Origin of the sequence: Sulfurisphaera ohwakuensis, assembly GCF_009729055.1 — an archaeon.
GTDB classification, from domain to species: Archaea; Thermoproteota; Thermoprotei_A; order Sulfolobales; family Sulfolobaceae; genus Sulfurisphaera; species Sulfurisphaera ohwakuensis.
Window position 1 is genome coordinate 136727 of sequence record NZ_CP045484.1, and the last position, 17549, is coordinate 154275.

Below are 17549 nucleotides of genomic sequence, written 5' to 3' on the forward strand. Positions count from 1 at the left end.
ATAGTTCACCTCTTCCATCCTACTACTCTTTCTATTATTCTATTTACGTCAACAGTTTTACCATGAGAACTATACATTGGATGCACCTCATCTTCACCATAAGCTAGTTCGATTACTTCACCATATAAAGACCTTACAGTACCGTCATATTCTACTCTTAAATCAGATAAAGCGTTAATTAACCTTCTTTGCATATACCCACTTTGTGATGTTTTAACTGCTGTGTCAACTAATCCTTCTCTGCCTCCAGCTGCATGGAAGAACATTTCTATTGGTGTTAATCCTCTTGTGAAGGAGTTATGTACAAAACCTCTAGCATCTGGGGAAATATCTCCGGGCTTAAAATGAGGTAATGTTCTTGTTATATAACCTCTTTTTATTCTTTCTCCCCTTACTGACTGCTGACCTAGCATAGCTGTCATCTGCGTTATGTTTAGTTCACTACCTCTTGCACCAGTAACTGCCATGATATAAACATTGTTGAATGGATCTAGATATTTAGTAGCTATATCGCCAGCTACTTTTCTTAATTGATCTAACGTTTCTAAAATGTGGTCTTCTAGGCTCTCTTCAGCGGTTCTACCAGGTATTAGTTCTAATGTTCCTTCATTATATTGCTTAATTAATTCTTCTACTTTTTTATAAGCTACTTCTATTTGTTCATCAATTTCTTTAAATGCTTGAGGTGGTATCGTTACATCATCTAACGTCATAGTGAAACCTCTTAACTCGATAAACCTTATAAATAGTTTGAACACATTATCCATTATCCATCGTCCATATTCTGTTCCATATTCTCTCACTAACCAATGCAATATGCTTTCTGGTTGCTGATTTCCTATTGCTTTTTTATCTAGTACTCCTTCTAAAAGTATACCATTCTTAATAACTATATAGGAATCATGAGGACATACTTCATTCTTACAAGCTCTGAAACCTTTAGATATATTAGCTTGTCCATGGAAATTGAAATCTTTTGGCAAGAATAGACTTACTATCTGTTTTCCGGTGTAATATTCTTTAGGTGCTAGTATTGCAGGCTCTCCTATTTCACCCATAAAATCAGTTACACCCAGAATTGTAGTTACTTCTTCTCTAGTAAGTAACGTAGTTTTTACTGTTAGCAGATAAGCTCCACTAATATAATCTTGCGCTCCGCCCATTATAGGGCCTCCATATCTAGGGGTTATTATATTCTTATGTACTAGCATTATTTCTTTAGCTTCAGCTATTGCTTCTTCTGACTGAGGCACATGTAAATTCATTTCGTCTCCATCAAAATCAGCATTATATGGAGGACATACTAACAGATTTAACCTGAAAGTCCTACCTGGTAATACCTTTACTTTATGCCCCATCATGGAGATTCTATGTAGAGATGGCTGTCTATTAAATAATACGATATCACCATCAATTAAATGTCTTTCAACAATATAGCCGGGGGTTAAACTTGATGCAAGCTCCTTTCTATCCTTTACATATCTTAAATCTATCCTTCTACCATCTGGTCTAATAACATAATTTGCACCTGGCCATTTTTCGGGGCCATTAATTACATATTGTCTCATTCTCTCTATATTCATTTTAGTAACTCTTTCTGGTACAGTTAACGTTTTCGCAATAGCAACTGGTACACCGACTTCATCAATACTTATATTAGGATCAGGTGATATTACAGTTCTTGCTGAAAAGTCTACTCTTTTTCCAGATAAGTTACCTCTGAATCTACCTTCTTTTCCTTTTAATCTTTGAGCTAATGTTCTTAAAGGTCTACCAGATCTATGTTTTGCTGGTGGTATTCCAGGTATTTCATTATCAAAGTAAGTAGAAACATGATATTGTAATAGATCCCATAAGTCTTCAATTATTAATTGTGGAGCACCAGCATCAATGCTTTCCTTCAGTCTTTCGTTTATTCTTATTATATCCACTAACTTATGAGTTAGATCATCTTCAGCTCTGATTCCACTTTCTATTGTTATTGAAGGCCTGATAGTTATAGGAGGAACAGGTAATACTGTTAAAATCATCCATTCTGGTCTAGAATATTTAGGATCGTATCCTAATAATTCATAATCACTATCTGGTATTCTCTCTAGTCTTTCTCTTATGTCTGAAGGGGTTAACCTAATAACACCTTCTTTTCTCTCCTCATAGAAATTATACGGTTTCTCCAACTTTATCTTGAACTGTTTTTCACCACAGTGAGGACATTCCATGTTTTTCATTGCATTTTTCTTTATATATTCTACTAATCTTCTTGCTGCAGAAGGCCATCTATCTTTAATTGCGTGATATATTCTTGAATATCTCTGCAAATCTTCTTCTTTTATCTTAAGTCTTCCACAATGTCTGCATGTAGCCCTTAATATATCATAAACGTGTTTTACAAAACCTACGTGAATTACTGGCCTTACTAATTCTATATGACCAAAATGTCCTGGACAACCATTCAAGGTATTTCCACATGTAGGACATTTTTGGCCTGGTTCAATTACTCCAAGCCTTGGATCCATTACACCTCCTTCAATAGGAGTACCATCTTCGTCGTATACTTCAGATGTTATAATAGCAGTTACTGACATTTTTCTAATTTCATCTGGAGAAAGAATGCCAAATTTTATACCTTTAATTATCTTTTCACTCATTATTCTCACCACCTACAGAAACTTTATCACCTAATACTAATCTAGGTGATATAACCATACTCATTAACTCTTGTAAAAGTAACTTAAATGCATATGAAACCGTAACTGGATATAAATTTGCATTCTCACCATGTATTGGACATACGTATTTATTTCTAGTTCTATCGTACCAACCTATATATCCACATTTATCACAAACATAAATTGTTGCTTTATCTGAATTATCCAATAATCTATCTTTAATGAGCATTGCTGTTCCAAATCCTATAAGACAGTCTCTTTCCATTTCTCCAAATCTTAATCCACCTTCACGAGCTCTACCTTCAGTTGGTTGTCTAGTTAATATTTGTACCGGTCCTCTAGCCCTTGCATGCATCTTATCAGCAACCATGTGATGCAATTTTTGATAGTACACTATACCAAATAATATTCTGCCCTTTAATTTCTGACCCGTTCTACCATCATAAACTACTTCTGTTCCATCTGGTAAGAATCCCGATTCCCTAATCCCTTTCCTTATTTCTTCTAAAGGAGGACTTTCAATAAATGGAGTAGCATCAACTGGTTTACCCGTTAGAGCAACATACTTGCCCGCCAAAGCTTCCATTATTTGCCCTATTGTCATTCTTGATGGTAATGCATGTGGATTTAAAATTATATCTGGAACTACTCCTTTTACTGTATATGGCATGTCAGCTTGATCTATCAGCATCCCTATTACTCCTTTTTGTCCGTGTCTTGTAGCGAATTTATCACCTATTTCTGGGATTCTAAGATCTCTCACTCTAACTTTTACTAGCTTATTTCCTTCAGATGACTCAGTTACTAATACTAAATCTACTATACCCATCTCTCCATGTCTTGTAACAATTGAGGTGTCTCTCTTTGATTGCTCCGGAGATAGTTCTTTAAATTCTTGTAAAAATCTTGGCGGACTAACTTTACCTATAAGTACATCTCCACCCTTTACTTCAACCTCTGGTGATACTATTCCATTATCTTCAAGTAATCTATAATACTCATTACCCTTGTAACCCTTAGTGCCTGGCTCTGGCTTCATTATTTTGTCTTCTTGACCACCAGGATATTTCAACTCTTCAGTTGAATAAAGTCTGAAGAATGTTGACCTATACATACCCCTTTCTACTGAAGATTTGTTCATGATAATTGCATCCTCCATATTATATCCAGTGTATGACATAACTGCTAAAATAGCGTTATTCCCAGCAGGTCTATCATTATAGCCTATAATGTCTAATATTTTTGTTCCTACCAAAGGTTTTTGCGGATAATGAAGTAAATGAGCACGAGTATCAGTTCTGAGTTGATAGTTAGCCGCATATAATCCTAGAGCTTGTTTAGCCATAGCAGATTGATATGTATTTCTTGGTGACTGATTATGTTCTGGATATGGAATAATCGAGGCTGTAATCCCTAATATAGCTGGAGGCCATATTTCTAAATGAGTATGATCTTTGGTTAAATCTTGGGGGTTAAGTGCAATATAGGCATTTTCCTCTTCTTCGGCATCTAGAAATTCAATCTTACCTTGTTTTACAAGATCATCAAAAGTTATCTCTCCTTTTCTTAATTTTTCTATGTCCTCTTCACTTACTAAGGGTTTACCATCTTTAACAACAATTAGCGGCCTTCTAACTCTTCCCCCATCACAATTTATATGTACTTCATTTATGTATTCAGTAACTATATGAGCAACATTAACTTCATCACTAATCTTACTAGATCTACGTAACTCTCTTATTTTTTCTGCTAGTTCTTTTCCATCTGGGTAATATCCTAGTAATCTCCCATTTAAATAGACTTTACTCCAATTTAGATACTTATTTATATCTTCTTCAGCTGAAAGCCTTTCTATAAGTTCCTCTTGAGATATAACACCTTGCTCATAAATTACCTTCTCTATACTTGATTCATTAATACCAACGGAAACTTGAGCTAATAATGCTAGGTTTTTAACTAATCCACTATTAGGACCTTCTGGTGTTTCAAACGGGCACATTCTACCCCATTGAGTACCATGTAAATCTCTAGCTTCAAAGTTCGGTTGTCCTCTAGCTAATGAGGATACTACTCTCCTTAAGTGACTTAACATTGATAACCAATTAGTTCTATCTAATAGCTGGCTTACACCAGTTCTTCCTCCAACCCAATTTCCAGTAGCTAGTGCGTGCCTTACTCTTTCAGTTATTATATCCGCCCTTACTAATGCGGTTAATGAAAGTCTTCTACCCCTTACTTTTGCCTTTTCTAATTGATATACTAGGTCTTTTACAAATGCTTTAAATGCGACCCTAAATAAGCTTGTAAATAAATCTCCTGCTAGTCTAACTCTTTTATTAGCATAATGATCCTTATCATCTGGTTGCCTTCTTCCTAGATATAGTTCTAGAAGCTTATTTACAGCAGCAGCTAAATAATATCCCTTCTTTTTCCTATCTTCTGGAGACGTACCAATATGAGGTAAGAAGTATTTATCTATAATTTGCTCGGCTCTTTGAATTCTATTTTCTCTTTTCTGGCCTATAGCTATCCTATTACCTATGAAATCAAGCGCATCTTCAACTGTAGTTATTGAACTTGCTTGCTCTAATGAAGGTAATAACTCATTCTGTATTTCTGGATCTAAAGATACTGCATAAACAATATCCTTATCTGTAGTAAAACCTAGTGCTCTCATCATAATGACAAATGGAATTTTACCTGGAACAGTAGCAAATGATACTTGAATACTACTATCCTTTAATCTTTCAATTACTACTTGAACTCTATATCCAGCAGCAGCTGATGTAATTTTTGCAACATGGGTTATATTAGAACCGCTTTTACCATAATCAACCAATACTCTATTAGTGGCTAAATCTTCTTGTGCAACAATTACTTTTTCTGTTCCATTTACTATAAAGTAGCCTCCAGGATCTTTAGGATCTTCTCCTATCTTTATTAGCTCATCATAAGTCATGTTAGATGTAGGATCTGCAATTGATTTTAACATAATTGGTAAATCTCCTATGTAAACCTCAATTGGTTCTCCTTCTATGTTATTCTCTATTGGAATCATAGTTAGATATAATGGGACCGCGTAAGTTAAATTCCTAAGTCTAGCTTCAAGAGGGGTTAATTCTTTAGGAGGTCCTTTATCTGTTTCCCTGATTCCAGGCCTATCATATCTTATTTTACCTAACTTAATTTTTAATCCAGGTATTTCTGTTATAATCTCTCCTTGTTCGTCTATTATTTGTTGTAGTTTATTTCGTAGAAAATCATTAAAAGAATCTAAATGTTGCCTCACTAAACCCCTTAGTTTAAAGAATGATTTAACAATTTCCCATCTTTCATCAACTGTAAGGCTCACTTATATTCACCCACTTATAACGTATCTATATACGACTACTTCTCCCGACAAAGAGCTTTTTCTAGTAATTTTAATTATATCTCCCGGTTTTGCACCAACTAATTTAGCTATAGGATCTGATGCTCTAATCCAAGGAAGTTGTTCTGGTTTTATTCCCAACTCCTTAAGAATTTTATAAGCTTCTTCTATGCTTAGAACCTCGTGCTTGGGAACAAGCTCATGCTGACTAGGATCTATTTTAATTTTCGATGAAGAACGCATTATAATTCACCAAACCAAGTCGTAATATGTAAGTAGTTCCAACCACTTAAAAAAATTATGTTAATGAAGAAAGGAGTTTTCTTGCAGAGTTTATAATCTCTCTTGCGGAAGAATAAAGTTCCTCGTATGATAATGAAACTCTTGCAATACCTTGCTGTATAGCCTTCATACCTACAGCAGCTGCTACTCTTGGATATACTTCCCATTCAGTCATTTTGGGAATAATATAATTTTCATTAATTCCTTTTTCTCTAGCAAATGAAGCCAGTTCTCTAGCCGCTTCGATTACCATTTCATCAGTTATAGTTTTCGCTCTAACATCTAAAGCACCCCTAAAAACTGCTGGAAATATTAAGGAGTTATTTACTTGGTTTGGTAAATCACTTCTTCCAGTAGCTACAATCCTAGCACCAGCATTTTTTGCTTCGTCTGGCCAGATTTCGGGAACAGGATTAGCTAAAGCAAACACTATTGGATCTTTATTCATTAGCTTTATCCAATCTGATTTTATTACACCAGGACCTGGTTTAGAAGCTGCAATTAAAACATCGGCACCTTTAAAAGCTTCTTCTACTGTCCTAGCACCAACTTTATTTGTTTTTTCTAGAAGTTCATATTTCCACGGATTTTCCAACTTCATTGAATCCTCATCATTTCTTCCTTTGTACAATGGTCCTCTACTATCTATAACAATCATATTTTCATAGGGAACACCATATTTATATAATAATCTAGCTGTAGCTATATTAGCTGCCCCGGCACCATATAGAATAACTCTTATATTTTTCGGGTCTTTGCCCGTTATCTCAAGAGATGTTATTAGTCCAGCTAGTGTAGCTCCTGCTGTACCTTGTTGATCATCATGCCATACAGGAATTTCTACTGATTGCCTTAATTTATCTAGAATATAAAAACATTTAGGTGATTCTATGTCTTCTAAATTAATCCCTCCAAAAGCTGGTTCTAATATTTTAACAGTCTCAATAATTTTATCTGGATCCTTTGTACCTATTGGCAAAGGTATCGCGTCAACCCCACCTAAATATTTAAAGATCAAAGCCTTTCCTTCCATTACTGGCATTGCTGCCTCTGGTCCGATGTCTCCTAATCCTAGAACTCTTGTACCATCAGTTACTATAGCGATAGCATTCCACCTATAAGTATAATGAAAAGATAAATCTTTGTTTTTCGCAATTTCCCTGGATACTGCTGCTACGCCTGGAGTATATAAAACGGCAAAATCATCTATGGATTTTATGGGAACCTTGGGCAATATTTGTATTTTTCCCTTATATTTAGAAGAAATTTCAATCGCCTTTTTATCTAATTCACTCAATGTAATAACACCAGTATCTTTACTAAATATAAGATTAAATTTTTTGATCATGAAATAGATATCAATGTAGTTTTAGTTGGTGAAAGATTATGTCTCAACAGTTACAAAGTAGAAGACTTAGACAACCTATCGTAGTGGTTTTAGGCCATGTTGATCACGGTAAAACAACATTATTAGATAAAATTAGAGGAACTGCAGTAGTAAAGAAGGAACCAGGGGAAATGACTCAAGAAGTAGGAGCTAGCTTCGTTCCTACTAGTGTAATAGAAAAAATAGCAGAACCACTGAAAAAGACATTCCCAATTAAACTTGAAATACCTGGATTACTCTTTATTGACACTCCAGGGCATGAACTATTTAGTAATCTAAGAAGAAGAGGGGGGAGTGTTGCAGATATTGCTATTCTTGTCGTAGATATAGTAGAAGGGTTTCAAAAACAAACCTATGAATCCTTAGAGATATTAAGAAGTAGAAAAGTTCCTTTCTTAGTAGCCGCAAATAAAATTGACAGAATACCTGGCTGGAAACCAATAGATACTTATTCCTTATTAGAAAGTATAAAAAGTCAAAGAAAAGATGTACAAACTCAACTAGATAATTACGTATATAGGCTTGTAGGACAATTAGCAGAATTAGGCTTCAATGCAGATAGATTCGATCGTATAAGAGATTTCACTAAAACAGTTGCAATAGTACCTGTTTCAGCTAAGACAGGCGAAGGAATAGCTGAATTACTTGCTCTACTTGCTGGATTAACACAGAATTATATGAAAACAAAATTAAGATTTGCTGAAGGACCAGCTAAAGGTGTTATATTAGAGGTAAAAGAATTACAAGGACTCGGATATACTATTGATGTTATTATATACGATGGGATATTAAAGAAGAATGATACAATTATAATTGGGGGTCTAAATGGGCCAATTGTAACAAAGGTAAGGTCAATTCTTGTACCAAAGCCTTTACAAGACATCAAAGTAGTTAAGACAGACTTAACACAAATTGATGAAGTTTATGCTGCTGCAGGTGTTAAGATTTATGCACCAGAACTTGAAAATGCATTAGCAGGTTCTCCGTTATTTGTAGCAGAGAACGAGCAACAAGTTGAAGAATACAAGAAAATTATACAAGAAGAAATAGCTAGTGTAAAATATTACAATGCAAACATAGCAGGTATTGTTGTTAAAGCTGATAGTTTAGGAAGTTTAGAAGCTATAGTTGAAGGACTAAAACAAAAGAACATTCCGATTAGATTAGCAGATATAGGTCCTATAACAAAAAAAGATATAACTGAAGCTGAACTTACTTTACAAGAAGCAAAAGAATACGGAATTATAGCCGCATTTAGAGTAAAACCATTACAAGGCATAGAAATCCCAAATAGCATTAAGTTAATTTACAGCGAAATAATATACCAATTAATAGATGATATAGAGAAGTATATAACAGAAGTAAGAGAAAGTGAAAAGAGAAGAACTCTAGATTCTTTAATTCTTCCAGGCAAATTTAGGTTAATACCAGGTTATGTATTCCGTAGAAGTGATCCAGTAATAGTAGGTGTTGAAGTGCTAGGAGGAATAATAAGGCCAAAGTTTCCAGTTATGAAAAAAGATGGTAAAAGAGTGGGTGAGATACTTCAAATTCAAGATAATAAAAAAAGTGTAGATAGGGCTACTAAAGGAATGGAAGTAGCTGTTTCTATAAAGGGAAACATAATGGTAGGAAGACAAATTGATGAAGGAGAAATACTGTACACTGATGTACCAAAGGAAGATTTAGAGATACTATTAACCAAATATAAAGATATAATCACAGATGATATGAAAGAAGTTATAAAGGAAATAATTAATATAAAAAGAGTTAATGACCCTACATATGCACTTGGGCTAAAGGTGTAACTAGCTCTTCTTCTTTGAAAAATATACTCATTTCTCTTTTTGCCTTTTCTTCGCTATCTGAAGCGTGTATAACATTTTCTGCTTTACTTAAGGCATAATCACCTCTTATTGTACCTGGTGGAGCCTCTTTAGGGTCAGTGTTTCCTATCATTTTTCTAACAACACTAACAGCTTCATCTCCTTCGATTACCATACACACTACTGGACCAGAAGTTATATAGCTAATTAACTCCTCAAAGAATGATTTACCTTTATGCTCTTCATAAAGTCTTTCTGCAGTAGGTCTATCTATTTTAACCATTTTTAAGCCTATAATTTTAAGACCTCTTTTTTCAAATCTAGAAATTATTTCGCCAATAAGATTTCTTCTTACACCATCTGGTTTTATCATAACAAAAGTTCTTTGGATACTCATCACTTACCACCTATATATGATTTTGTCCATTTCAACTTTTTAGGATCTCTATGTAGCTTCAACATTGATTTTTTACATTTATTTGAACAGAACCATAATATACTACCATCATTTCTTATATACATTAAACCGGTTGCTGGTGGTATTTCTTTTCCACAGAAACTGCACTGTTTAATTGAGGGCATCTCATGATAATACAGAGAGTGAAGTATTTAAGTGAATTGGTTTTTTGATTACTAAGGGAATAAGAAAATGAGCGAAAAAGAAAAATCACAAGCTCAGTCTTCGGTAATTGAAGAATTTGGATTCCCAGCTGAAGTAATACAAATTCTAGATAGAACTGGTGTTACTGGTGAAGTAACTCAGGTTAGAGTCAGAGTTTTAGAAGGAAGAGATAAAGGAAGAATTTTAACCAGAAATGTAAAGGGCCCAGTAAGATTAGGTGATATTTTAATACTTAGAGAAACAGAGAGAGAAGCAAGAAAATTGACAACAAAGAGGTAAATATATGCCTCTTTTTGTATTATCTAAACCAATTACATTACATTTTTTAACTCAGTTAAGATCTAAAAATACAGATCAGATTACTTTTAGGAAGACTTTAGTAAGATTAGGTAGAATTATAGGATATGAAATTCTTAATATGTTAGATTACAACATTATTGAAGTAGAGACTCCTTTAGGTGTAAAAGCTAAAGGAGTCTATATCTATGACTTGGAAAATATCGTAATTATAAGTATTCTAAGAGCAGCAACACCATTAGTTGAAGGACTTCTTAAAGCATTACCAACTGCTAGACTTGGTGTAATAGCTGCTAGTAGAAAGGAGACGCAGGTTAATTTAGGATATCCAAGGGAAATGGAAGTTGAAATATTCTATAATAAAATACCAGAAATAAACATAAAAGACAATGTAATAATAGCAGATCCCATGATAGCTACAGCGAGTACAATGCTCAAAGCGTTAAATATAATAAAAGACAAAAAGCCTAAGAGAATTTTTATTGTATCTATAATAATATCCGAATATGGTCTGAAAAGAATATTAGAATCTTATCCCGATGTTAATATTATAACAGTATCTATAGATCCAGAATTAGATAATAGAGGATATATTTTACCCGGATTAGGTGATGCAGGAGATAGAGCATTTGGTTAAACATTTTTATCCTTAAATGCTTTCATCAATAAATATGGTTAAAATAGGACTAGAAGTACACGTTCATCTTACATCATTGAAAACTAAATTATTCTGCTCCTGTCCTAGTGATTATACTGGGAAGGATCCTAATACAAACGTATGTCCCATATGCTTAGGTTTGCCTGGCGCAATTCCAGTATTAAACGAAAACGCTGTAAAAGCAGCTATTATGGTTGCTCTAGCCATCAATGCCGAAATAGCTAATTCTTTGATTATGGTAAGAAAACACTATTTTTACCCCGATATGGCAAAGAACTACCAAATCTCCCAATATGATGGACCTGGTAGCATTGCAATCAGTAAAGGTGGGTATCTAAAATTAAGAGAAGGCAAAACAGTTAGAATAAGAAGAATAAACATAGAAGAAGATCCTGCGAAGATAATCTATCCTACGGGATCAATGCTAACTAGCAAGTATACATTATTAGATTATAATAGATCTGGAATGGGACTGCTTGAAATTGTAACAGAACCTGATATGACAGAACCTAAAGAAGCTAGAGAATTTCTAGAGAAATTAAGATCTATATTAGAACACTTAGGTATATGTAATTGTGATTTAGAAGGAGCTATGAGAGCAGACGCTAATGTTTCAGTAGAAGGAGGAGAGAGAGTTGAGATAAAGAACATAGGTTCACCCAGAGAAGTAGAAGAAGCATTAAAATATGAAATTGCTAGACAAAAAGCTGCTATAGCACAAGGTTTACCAGTTAAAAGAGAAACTAGGCATTGGGATTCTGAAAGAAAAGTAACAGTACCTATTAGGACAAAGGAAACAGAAGAAGATTATAGATACTTTCCAGATCCGGATTTACCACCATATCCAATAACTCAAGATCTCATAGAAGAAATAAGAAAGACTTTACCTGAATTACCCGATTTAAGGATAAAAAGGTTAGTCACTCAGTATGGAATTACAGATTACGATGCAACTGTATTAGTTATGGATAAAGCATTAGCTGATTTATTTGAAGAGACCGCGAAACATTATAATAATTATAAAAAGCTAGCCAATTTACTAATAAATGATTATTTAAGATGGTTAAATGATAAAAACCTAAGGCCTTCCCAATCCAGAGCTGGAAGCCAGCAGTTAGTAGAATTATTAAAGTTGCTTGATGATGGAGTTATCACAATAAAAATAGCTAAGGAAATTCTTCCTGAAATTGTATTAGAAGGAAAAATGCCATCATCTATAATAAAAGAGAGAGGCCTTGTTGCAATAAAAGATGAAGATTACTTAATTAATGTAATAAAAGAAGTAATTAATGAAGAACCAGATGCTGCTGAAAAAGCTAAGAATGACCCTAAGGTTATAAATTATCTAGTCGGTAAAGTTATGAAAAAGACTGGAAAAAGAGCTGATCCACAATTAACGAACGAGTTAATAAAGAAAATTTTAGGCATTAAGTAATCACAGCGTGGGTTTTTCATCACTTCTCAGCACTTAAAACCTCGATCATCAAAAATAATAGGAAGATGGTGATATTTATTTGAATATGCAAAAAGACAAGGATTTAAGATTAAGATTAACAGTAGTGGATTTACTTAAAGAATTAAAAAATAGTTTTACGTATAAAGAACTTGCTAAAATCTTTAATATTCAAGAAAGTTTATTATGTAGATACGTTAATGGTTCTACTATTCCAAGTGAAGTACACGCAAAAGAGATACTTGACAAGTTAAAATCAAGAGATTTCCTAGTAAAATTTTTACTCAATAAAATAATTATTCATGATGACGGATATATTGATACTTCACGATTACTATTTTATCCAAATTTACTTAAAATATTAATTGAAATGTATTATTATAGATTTTTCGAAAATAAAGAAATAACTAAAATAGCTACTGTTGCTGTTAACGGGATTCCTTTTGCCACATTAACTGCTGAAGCTCTAGCTAAACCTCTAATAATCATAAAAAAGCATAAAGATTCTATGTTTATTGATTATATTGATGAAAGTTTAAAGGAGGCAGATGGTGTTATAACATCTATTTTTTTAAGAAAAGATTATATTTCAAAGAATGATAAAATACTACTTATTGATGATGTAATTAGAAGTGGTAAAACAATTACTACAGCAACAAAACTAATTAGAAAAGCCGGGGCAGATATAGTTGGAGTTTTAGTAATAGCTAGTGTTGGAAACGAATGGAGTAAACATATTAATGGGATACCAATTAAACCATTATTTGTATTATGATAGCAAGAATTCTAAAAGATGTATACGTAATAAAAGGAAATTTTAACAGTTACTTAATTATTACTAACAATCAACATGTAATTCTAATCGATAGTAGTAATGGAAATGATTCTAGTATATTAATAGAGGGAATTGAGGAAATACTATCAAGATACGATAAAAGAATAGATTATCTAATATTAACAAGTCATTACGAGGAAGTCTCTGGAGGAGCCAATTATATTTCATCTTTTCTACAAATACCTTATATCATAGCAAGTACAGAGGATGCAATACTCATTAGAAAGGGAATAGGCAAAGAAAAATCCTATACTCCAGCTAAAGTAAATCTTGAAATTAAGGATATTACGAAGAAAATAGAAGAGGATATTTACATAATTAAATCAAAAGCACCTACTTTAGGATCCCTTCTTGTTCTACATAAGAATATTATCTTTAGTGGAGTTAACAAGATATCAGGTATTATGAATAGGATAAATTATATATGCAACGCATATGAATGTAAAAAGGTAGAAGAGTTTTGGTTTTCGAAGAAAGATGTGACTCATGCGGAAGATTTACAGAAACAAAATACTGTGGAGTGAAAAAAATTAATGTTTGCGTAGACTGTTGTTTACTCTGTAACATAAGAAGTAAGTGTGAGCTTAGGGTTTGGTTTCATGACCTAGTGCCTATAATAAGTGTTAAAGGGAAAATTTCAAGATGAGACCCTATATTATAATATTCAGTACTACTACTATAGATGGTAGAATTGCCTCAAAAGACTATTATAGTGAACTAAGTTGTCCTTACGATAAAATGAGATTACATATTTTAAGAACTGAAGTTGATGCTGTATTAGTTGGTTCGAATACTGTAAGGATAGACAATCCTAAGCTTTTAGTTAAGTATGCTAAGGGAAGAAATCCTATTAGAGTTACAATAAGTGAGAGTTTAAATTTTGATCCTAATCTAAATATATTTAGCGTACCTCCTGATACAATAGTTTATACTACTTATCAAGCTTATCTAAGGAATGAAGATAAAGCAAATGAATTAAAGAAAAAAGGAGTGAAAATAAGAGTTTTAGAAAAGCTTTCATCTTGTATAATAGCAGAAGACTTATACAATTTAGGAGTAAAAAGAATTCTAATTGAAGGAGGAGGAAGAACTATATGGAATTTTATAAAGGATAATTGCTTTGATGAGATTAGGATAACAATATCTCCTAAAATTTTCGGAAATGGTGTTTCCGTAATAAATGGAGAAGGGTTCAAAGGAATAGAAGCACCAGAGCTTAAACTTGTAGATTGCAAAATATGCGAATGTAAAAAAGAAGTTCATTTAAGATATATGAGATTATAAGAAGGGTTTGTAGGTTAACTGGTATATTTCTCCTTGCTCAAGTCTTGTTGCATTTCTCTTGTATTTCATTGCGTCTCCAATACTATTTTCTCCATGGCTCTTAATCCATTTATCCAATGGGATTTGATATTCTTTTAAGATCTTATCTCTGTACAAATCATTTAATACATTATATGTACAGAATGGAATTACTCTGCCATCTGGCGTTACATAATGAATATCACATCTCATTACTCTTTGAATATCATAGTTATATAAGTCCATGAAATGCATGGTACCTAAGAACAATGTTCTATAATGCCATTCACCTAGAGCCTCATAATTGTGGTTTACTATAATATTATATAACATCTTATATACATCAAAATCTTTTGGACCCTTCTCCTTATCAATAAACTTTCTTAGATTGTATAATAACTTGATTCCTATCCAATATTTATTTCCTCCTTCCCTCAATTCTTCTGTTTTCTCCTTCAGATATTCTAATAATCCTTCTAAATCAATGAATTTAGATATAGGAATGAAATGAGGTTCTCCATTCCTCCACTCTACATAAACATATGTTCCTGCTCCACAGCTTGGGTGATTAGCCATTTCGAATTGTTCTTTACCAGTTAAAGCTTCAACAAGTTTTGAGAATACAACAGAGGTTCCTATTGGATACCAACTATCTCTTGTAATTTCGCCATCTGTTTGCTCCTCAATATTCTTAAGTACTTCTGGAATGGTTATCCTAAATTTATTTCTCATATTTCTCTTCATCATGCCGGTTAAACTAACAGGTTGGAAGTTTACTGATCTAACTACATCTAAGTTATATGCAGCAAACTTGACTATATTACCTAGATCTTGATCATTAACTGTCTTTATAACAGTAGGTACAAGTACAACACTTGTCATTCCAGCCTTTCTAAATACTTCTAAGGTATATGGAACCTCCCAATGATTCTTCGGATTCGTCCTCCTATTAGTACCATCAAAACTCATATATATAGTATTAACCCCAGCTTCTCTAAGCTCTCTAGCATATCTTATCGCTTTTTCCGGGTCTTCAAAATACATCTTTGCAAAAGTTCCACCCCAGGTATTTAGCTGAATGTGCTTAACTCCATTTTCTCTTAGTACTCTAACAATCTCAATTAAGTCCTCTCTTAATGTTGGTTCCCCACCAGTTATTTGAATTACTAGCGTAATATCTTGCCTTTTTAACTGATTCACCATGAATTTTATTTGCTCTATGGTAGGTTCAAATACGTATCCTGCTTTTTCAGCAAAAAAGAAGCAATACCAACAAGATAAATCACACCTATTAGTTATTACTAAATTAACTAGTGCTGAGTGCTGATGATGCATCGGACATAATCCACAGTTAAATGGGCAAGGAGACTTGAGATCAACATAAGGTACTTTAGGTCCTTTACCCTCATACTCCCAGTAATCAAATTTATAGTATAATCCTACATCTCCATAATATAGATCTTCAAACTCTCCGTGTTCTGGGCAAATTTTTCTTATATAAAGTTTATCTTCTTTCTCAAATATAACTGCTGGTAATAATCTATAACATACTGGGCATAAAGAGCTTGTAACTCTGACAAGTTTCTCATTTTCAGCCAGTTTAGGCAATGGACCTCCAACTTTTATTTCTCTATCTCCGAATTTTACAACACCGTTTTCGAACTTTGAAGGAGCTGGTAATAGCCTAAAACCACCTTGTGGTTCCTCTTGTGAAGTCTGTGCCATATTTACCTATCTACTACATAAAGAATTGCCTATATATAAACAATTTCACCGTATATACCATCAATTAGGTTAAAACCATCCTGTAAAATTATCCCAACCAGTTTTTTTAATTATTGATTTTTTATATTCTAATACAGCACGTGAAGTTATTCTTCCAATTACATTGGGTGAAAAACCTAGATATTCCATATAATCAATAATTTCTGAAGCATTTTCATGCTTAACGACAATCAATGTTTCAAACTCTTCACCACCATATTTAAGTAAATCATCAATCTTTATTCCATATTCATAAGTTTTCTCAATAACATTTTTCGAAAAAGGCAAATCCAGTAATTCTATGCCTTTTTTAGAACGTTCAATAATGTTATATAAAGATATTATTAGCCCATCACTTATATCAGTTGAATAATTAATTGACGAGCAATAGTTCTCAAAGAGATCCTTAATCCTTCTATTAATAATAGGGTGCCTAATTTTATTTATTTCTGTTTCAGTAAGTTTTATTTTCCAATTATTAATATATGATAGAAAAACAATAGATGTATACCCAATAAAATTACTTATTATAACTAAATCATTTTCCCGGATATTTTTTACATCTTTGTAACAAATAGCCTTACCTACACCAGCTACATCTATCCACCCAATAGTAGAAGCAGAATTAAGATCACCACCTATATAGAGAGAACCATAATAATCGCTAGCATCTTTAATTCCTCTTATCATATTTTCTATCTGTGATACATGCTTCTTTTCTATTCCTAAAGAAGATAATATAAATTTCGGAATCCCTCCTTTTGAAAAAATATCACTCATTACAGCAGTAACAGCTTTCCATCCTATGTCATAAAAGTCCATGAAATCAAAAGTATAATCAAGTTTAAAACCATCAATTTTATACATATTATTATCCTTATCTACATATACATCATCTTCCACGTAACTATATTTCCCTATAATATTTTTTATAATTTCGTGCTCACTCATAGTAATCACAGAGCCGCCGCGGGGACTTGAACCCCGGACCACCGGCTTTCTTGGATCCTTCTTAGGAACCTTACGAGGCCGGCGCTCTACCAGACTGAGCTACGGCGGCATATTATAATTTAGAGTATCAAAA

Annotated in this window: 15 protein-coding genes and 1 tRNA gene; 7 read left to right on the forward strand and 9 right to left on the reverse strand. The window is 33.2% G+C overall.

Features of this window, described 5'->3' with window-relative positions:
* Positions 1-5 precede the first annotated feature (5 nt).
* The 4 genes from rpoA1 to D1869_RS00890 are packed head-to-tail and all read right to left on the reverse strand — an operon-like array spanning position 6 to position 7669.
* Positions 6-2648: a DNA-directed RNA polymerase subunit A' gene (rpoA1, locus tag D1869_RS00875; protein ID WP_156013536.1), complete on the reverse strand. Its 2643-nt coding sequence runs from the start codon at positions 2646-2648 to the stop codon at positions 6-8.
* Entirely contained in the window at positions 2641-6021 is a 3381-nt protein-coding gene (locus D1869_RS00880) for a DNA-directed RNA polymerase subunit B (protein WP_156013537.1), read from the reverse strand. Before D1869_RS00880 ends, rpoA1 begins: the two co-directional genes overlap by 8 nt.
* Positions 6022-6027: 6 nt before the next feature.
* On the reverse strand, positions 6028-6282 hold the full coding sequence (locus D1869_RS00885; RefSeq protein WP_052846238.1) for a DNA-directed RNA polymerase subunit H: 255 nt from the start codon (positions 6280-6282) through the stop codon (positions 6028-6030).
* Positions 6283-6337: 55 nt separating this feature from the next.
* Positions 6338-7669: an NAD(P)-dependent malic enzyme gene (locus D1869_RS00890; RefSeq protein WP_156013538.1), complete on the reverse strand. Its 1332-nt coding sequence runs from the start codon at positions 7667-7669 to the stop codon at positions 6338-6340.
* A gap of 38 nt (positions 7670-7707) precedes the next feature.
* On the opposite strand from D1869_RS00890, the gene infB reads away from it, so the two are divergent.
* Entirely contained in the window at positions 7708-9516 is a 1809-nt protein-coding gene (gene infB / locus D1869_RS00895; RefSeq protein WP_156013539.1) for a translation initiation factor IF-2, read from the forward strand.
* Here infB and ndk read toward each other — a convergent pair.
* The gene (gene ndk, locus D1869_RS00900; RefSeq protein WP_052846241.1) at positions 9488-9931 is read right to left on the reverse strand and encodes a nucleoside-diphosphate kinase; all 444 of its coding nucleotides are present in this window, start codon (positions 9929-9931) and stop codon (positions 9488-9490) included. The genes infB and ndk overlap by 29 nt on opposite strands.
* Positions 9931-10116, reverse strand: a complete 186-nt coding sequence (locus tag D1869_RS00905) for a 50S ribosomal protein L24e (RefSeq protein WP_010978232.1) — start codon at positions 10114-10116, stop codon at positions 9931-9933. Before D1869_RS00905 ends, ndk begins: the two co-directional genes overlap by 1 nt.
* Positions 10117-10183: 67 nt before the next feature.
* On the opposite strand from D1869_RS00905, the gene D1869_RS00910 reads away from it, so the two are divergent.
* The 6 genes from D1869_RS00910 to D1869_RS00935 all read left to right on the forward strand — a co-directional run bounded on the left by D1869_RS00910 (position 10184) and on the right by D1869_RS00935 (position 14683).
* Positions 10184-10435 carry a 30S ribosomal protein S28e gene (locus D1869_RS00910; protein WP_010978233.1) on the forward strand — a complete coding sequence of 84 codons (252 nt, stop codon included), beginning with the start codon at positions 10184-10186 and terminating at the stop codon, positions 10433-10435.
* Positions 10436-10439: 4 nt separating this feature from the next.
* The gene (upp, locus tag D1869_RS00915; RefSeq protein ID WP_156013540.1) at positions 10440-11090 is read left to right on the forward strand and encodes a uracil phosphoribosyltransferase; all 651 of its coding nucleotides are present in this window, start codon (positions 10440-10442) and stop codon (positions 11088-11090) included.
* Positions 11091-11124: 34 nt separating this feature from the next.
* Positions 11125-12546 (forward strand): Asp-tRNA(Asn)/Glu-tRNA(Gln) amidotransferase subunit GatB, encoded by a 1422-nt coding sequence (gene gatB, locus D1869_RS00920; protein ID WP_156013541.1) that lies wholly within the window; start codon positions 11125-11127, stop codon positions 12544-12546.
* An 85-nt stretch (positions 12547-12631) separates the two neighbouring features.
* A complete protein-coding gene (locus tag D1869_RS00925) occupies positions 12632-13339 on the forward strand; it encodes a phosphoribosyltransferase family protein (RefSeq protein ID WP_010978236.1) in 708 nt (235 codons plus the stop codon).
* Positions 13336-13923 carry an MBL fold metallo-hydrolase gene (locus D1869_RS00930; protein ID WP_156013542.1) on the forward strand — a complete coding sequence of 196 codons (588 nt, stop codon included), beginning with the start codon at positions 13336-13338 and terminating at the stop codon, positions 13921-13923. Before D1869_RS00925 ends, D1869_RS00930 begins: the two co-directional genes overlap by 4 nt.
* 118 nt (positions 13924-14041) lie before the next feature.
* The gene (locus tag D1869_RS00935) at positions 14042-14683 is read left to right on the forward strand and encodes a 2,5-diamino-6-(ribosylamino)-4(3H)-pyrimidinone 5'-phosphate reductase (RefSeq protein WP_156013543.1); all 642 of its coding nucleotides are present in this window, start codon (positions 14042-14044) and stop codon (positions 14681-14683) included.
* Here the strand turns inward: D1869_RS00935 and tes are convergent.
* From tes to D1869_RS00950, 3 genes are all read right to left on the reverse strand, one after another.
* Positions 14678-16426, reverse strand: coding sequence for a tetraether lipid synthase Tes (gene tes, locus D1869_RS00940; RefSeq protein WP_156013544.1), 1749 nt, complete (start codon positions 16424-16426; stop codon positions 14678-14680). The two genes, D1869_RS00935 and tes, sit on opposite strands and share 6 nt — an antisense overlap.
* Positions 16427-16495: 69 nt before the next feature.
* Positions 16496-17416, reverse strand: a complete 921-nt coding sequence (locus D1869_RS00945) for a thiamine-phosphate kinase (protein ID WP_156013545.1) — start codon at positions 17414-17416, stop codon at positions 16496-16498.
* Positions 17417-17427: 11 nt separating this feature from the next.
* Positions 17428-17525, reverse strand: a tRNA-Thr gene (locus D1869_RS00950).
* Positions 17526-17549: the final 24 nt, after the last annotated feature.

What these genes read in the sequence shown, in the direction of transcription:
- D1869_RS00885 (WP_052846238.1), bottom strand. Translation starts at nt 6,282, where the DNA reads ATGCGTTCTTCATCGAAAATTAAAATAGATCCTAGTCAGCATGAGCTT.
- D1869_RS00910 (WP_010978233.1), top strand. Translation starts at nt 10,184, where the DNA reads ATGAGCGAAAAAGAAAAATCACAAGCTCAGTCTTCGGTAATTGAAGAA.
- D1869_RS00930 (WP_156013542.1), top strand. Translation starts at nt 13,336, where the DNA reads ATGATAGCAAGAATTCTAAAAGATGTATACGTAATAAAAGGAAATTTT.
- D1869_RS00945 (WP_156013545.1), bottom strand. Translation starts at nt 17,416, where the DNA reads ATGAGTGAGCACGAAATTATAAAAAATATTATAGGGAAATATAGTTAC.
- ndk (WP_052846241.1), bottom strand. Translation starts at nt 9,931, where the DNA reads ATGAGTATCCAAAGAACTTTTGTTATGATAAAACCAGATGGTGTAAGA.
- D1869_RS00905 (WP_010978232.1), bottom strand. Translation starts at nt 10,116, where the DNA reads ATGCCCTCAATTAAACAGTGCAGTTTCTGTGGAAAAGAAATACCACCA.
- D1869_RS00925 (WP_010978236.1), top strand. Translation starts at nt 12,632, where the DNA reads ATGCAAAAAGACAAGGATTTAAGATTAAGATTAACAGTAGTGGATTTA.
- D1869_RS00890 (WP_156013538.1), bottom strand. Translation starts at nt 7,669, where the DNA reads ATGATCAAAAAATTTAATCTTATATTTAGTAAAGATACTGGTGTTATT.
- tes (WP_156013544.1), bottom strand. Translation starts at nt 16,426, where the DNA reads ATGGCACAGACTTCACAAGAGGAACCACAAGGTGGTTTTAGGCTATTA.
- gatB (WP_156013541.1), top strand. Translation starts at nt 11,125, where the DNA reads ATGGTTAAAATAGGACTAGAAGTACACGTTCATCTTACATCATTGAAA.
- rpoA1 (WP_156013536.1), bottom strand. Translation starts at nt 2,648, where the DNA reads ATGAGTGAAAAGATAATTAAAGGTATAAAATTTGGCATTCTTTCTCCA.
- D1869_RS00935 (WP_156013543.1), top strand. Translation starts at nt 14,042, where the DNA reads ATGAGACCCTATATTATAATATTCAGTACTACTACTATAGATGGTAGA.
- infB (WP_156013539.1), top strand. Translation starts at nt 7,708, where the DNA reads ATGTCTCAACAGTTACAAAGTAGAAGACTTAGACAACCTATCGTAGTG.
- upp (WP_156013540.1), top strand. Translation starts at nt 10,440, where the DNA reads ATGCCTCTTTTTGTATTATCTAAACCAATTACATTACATTTTTTAACT.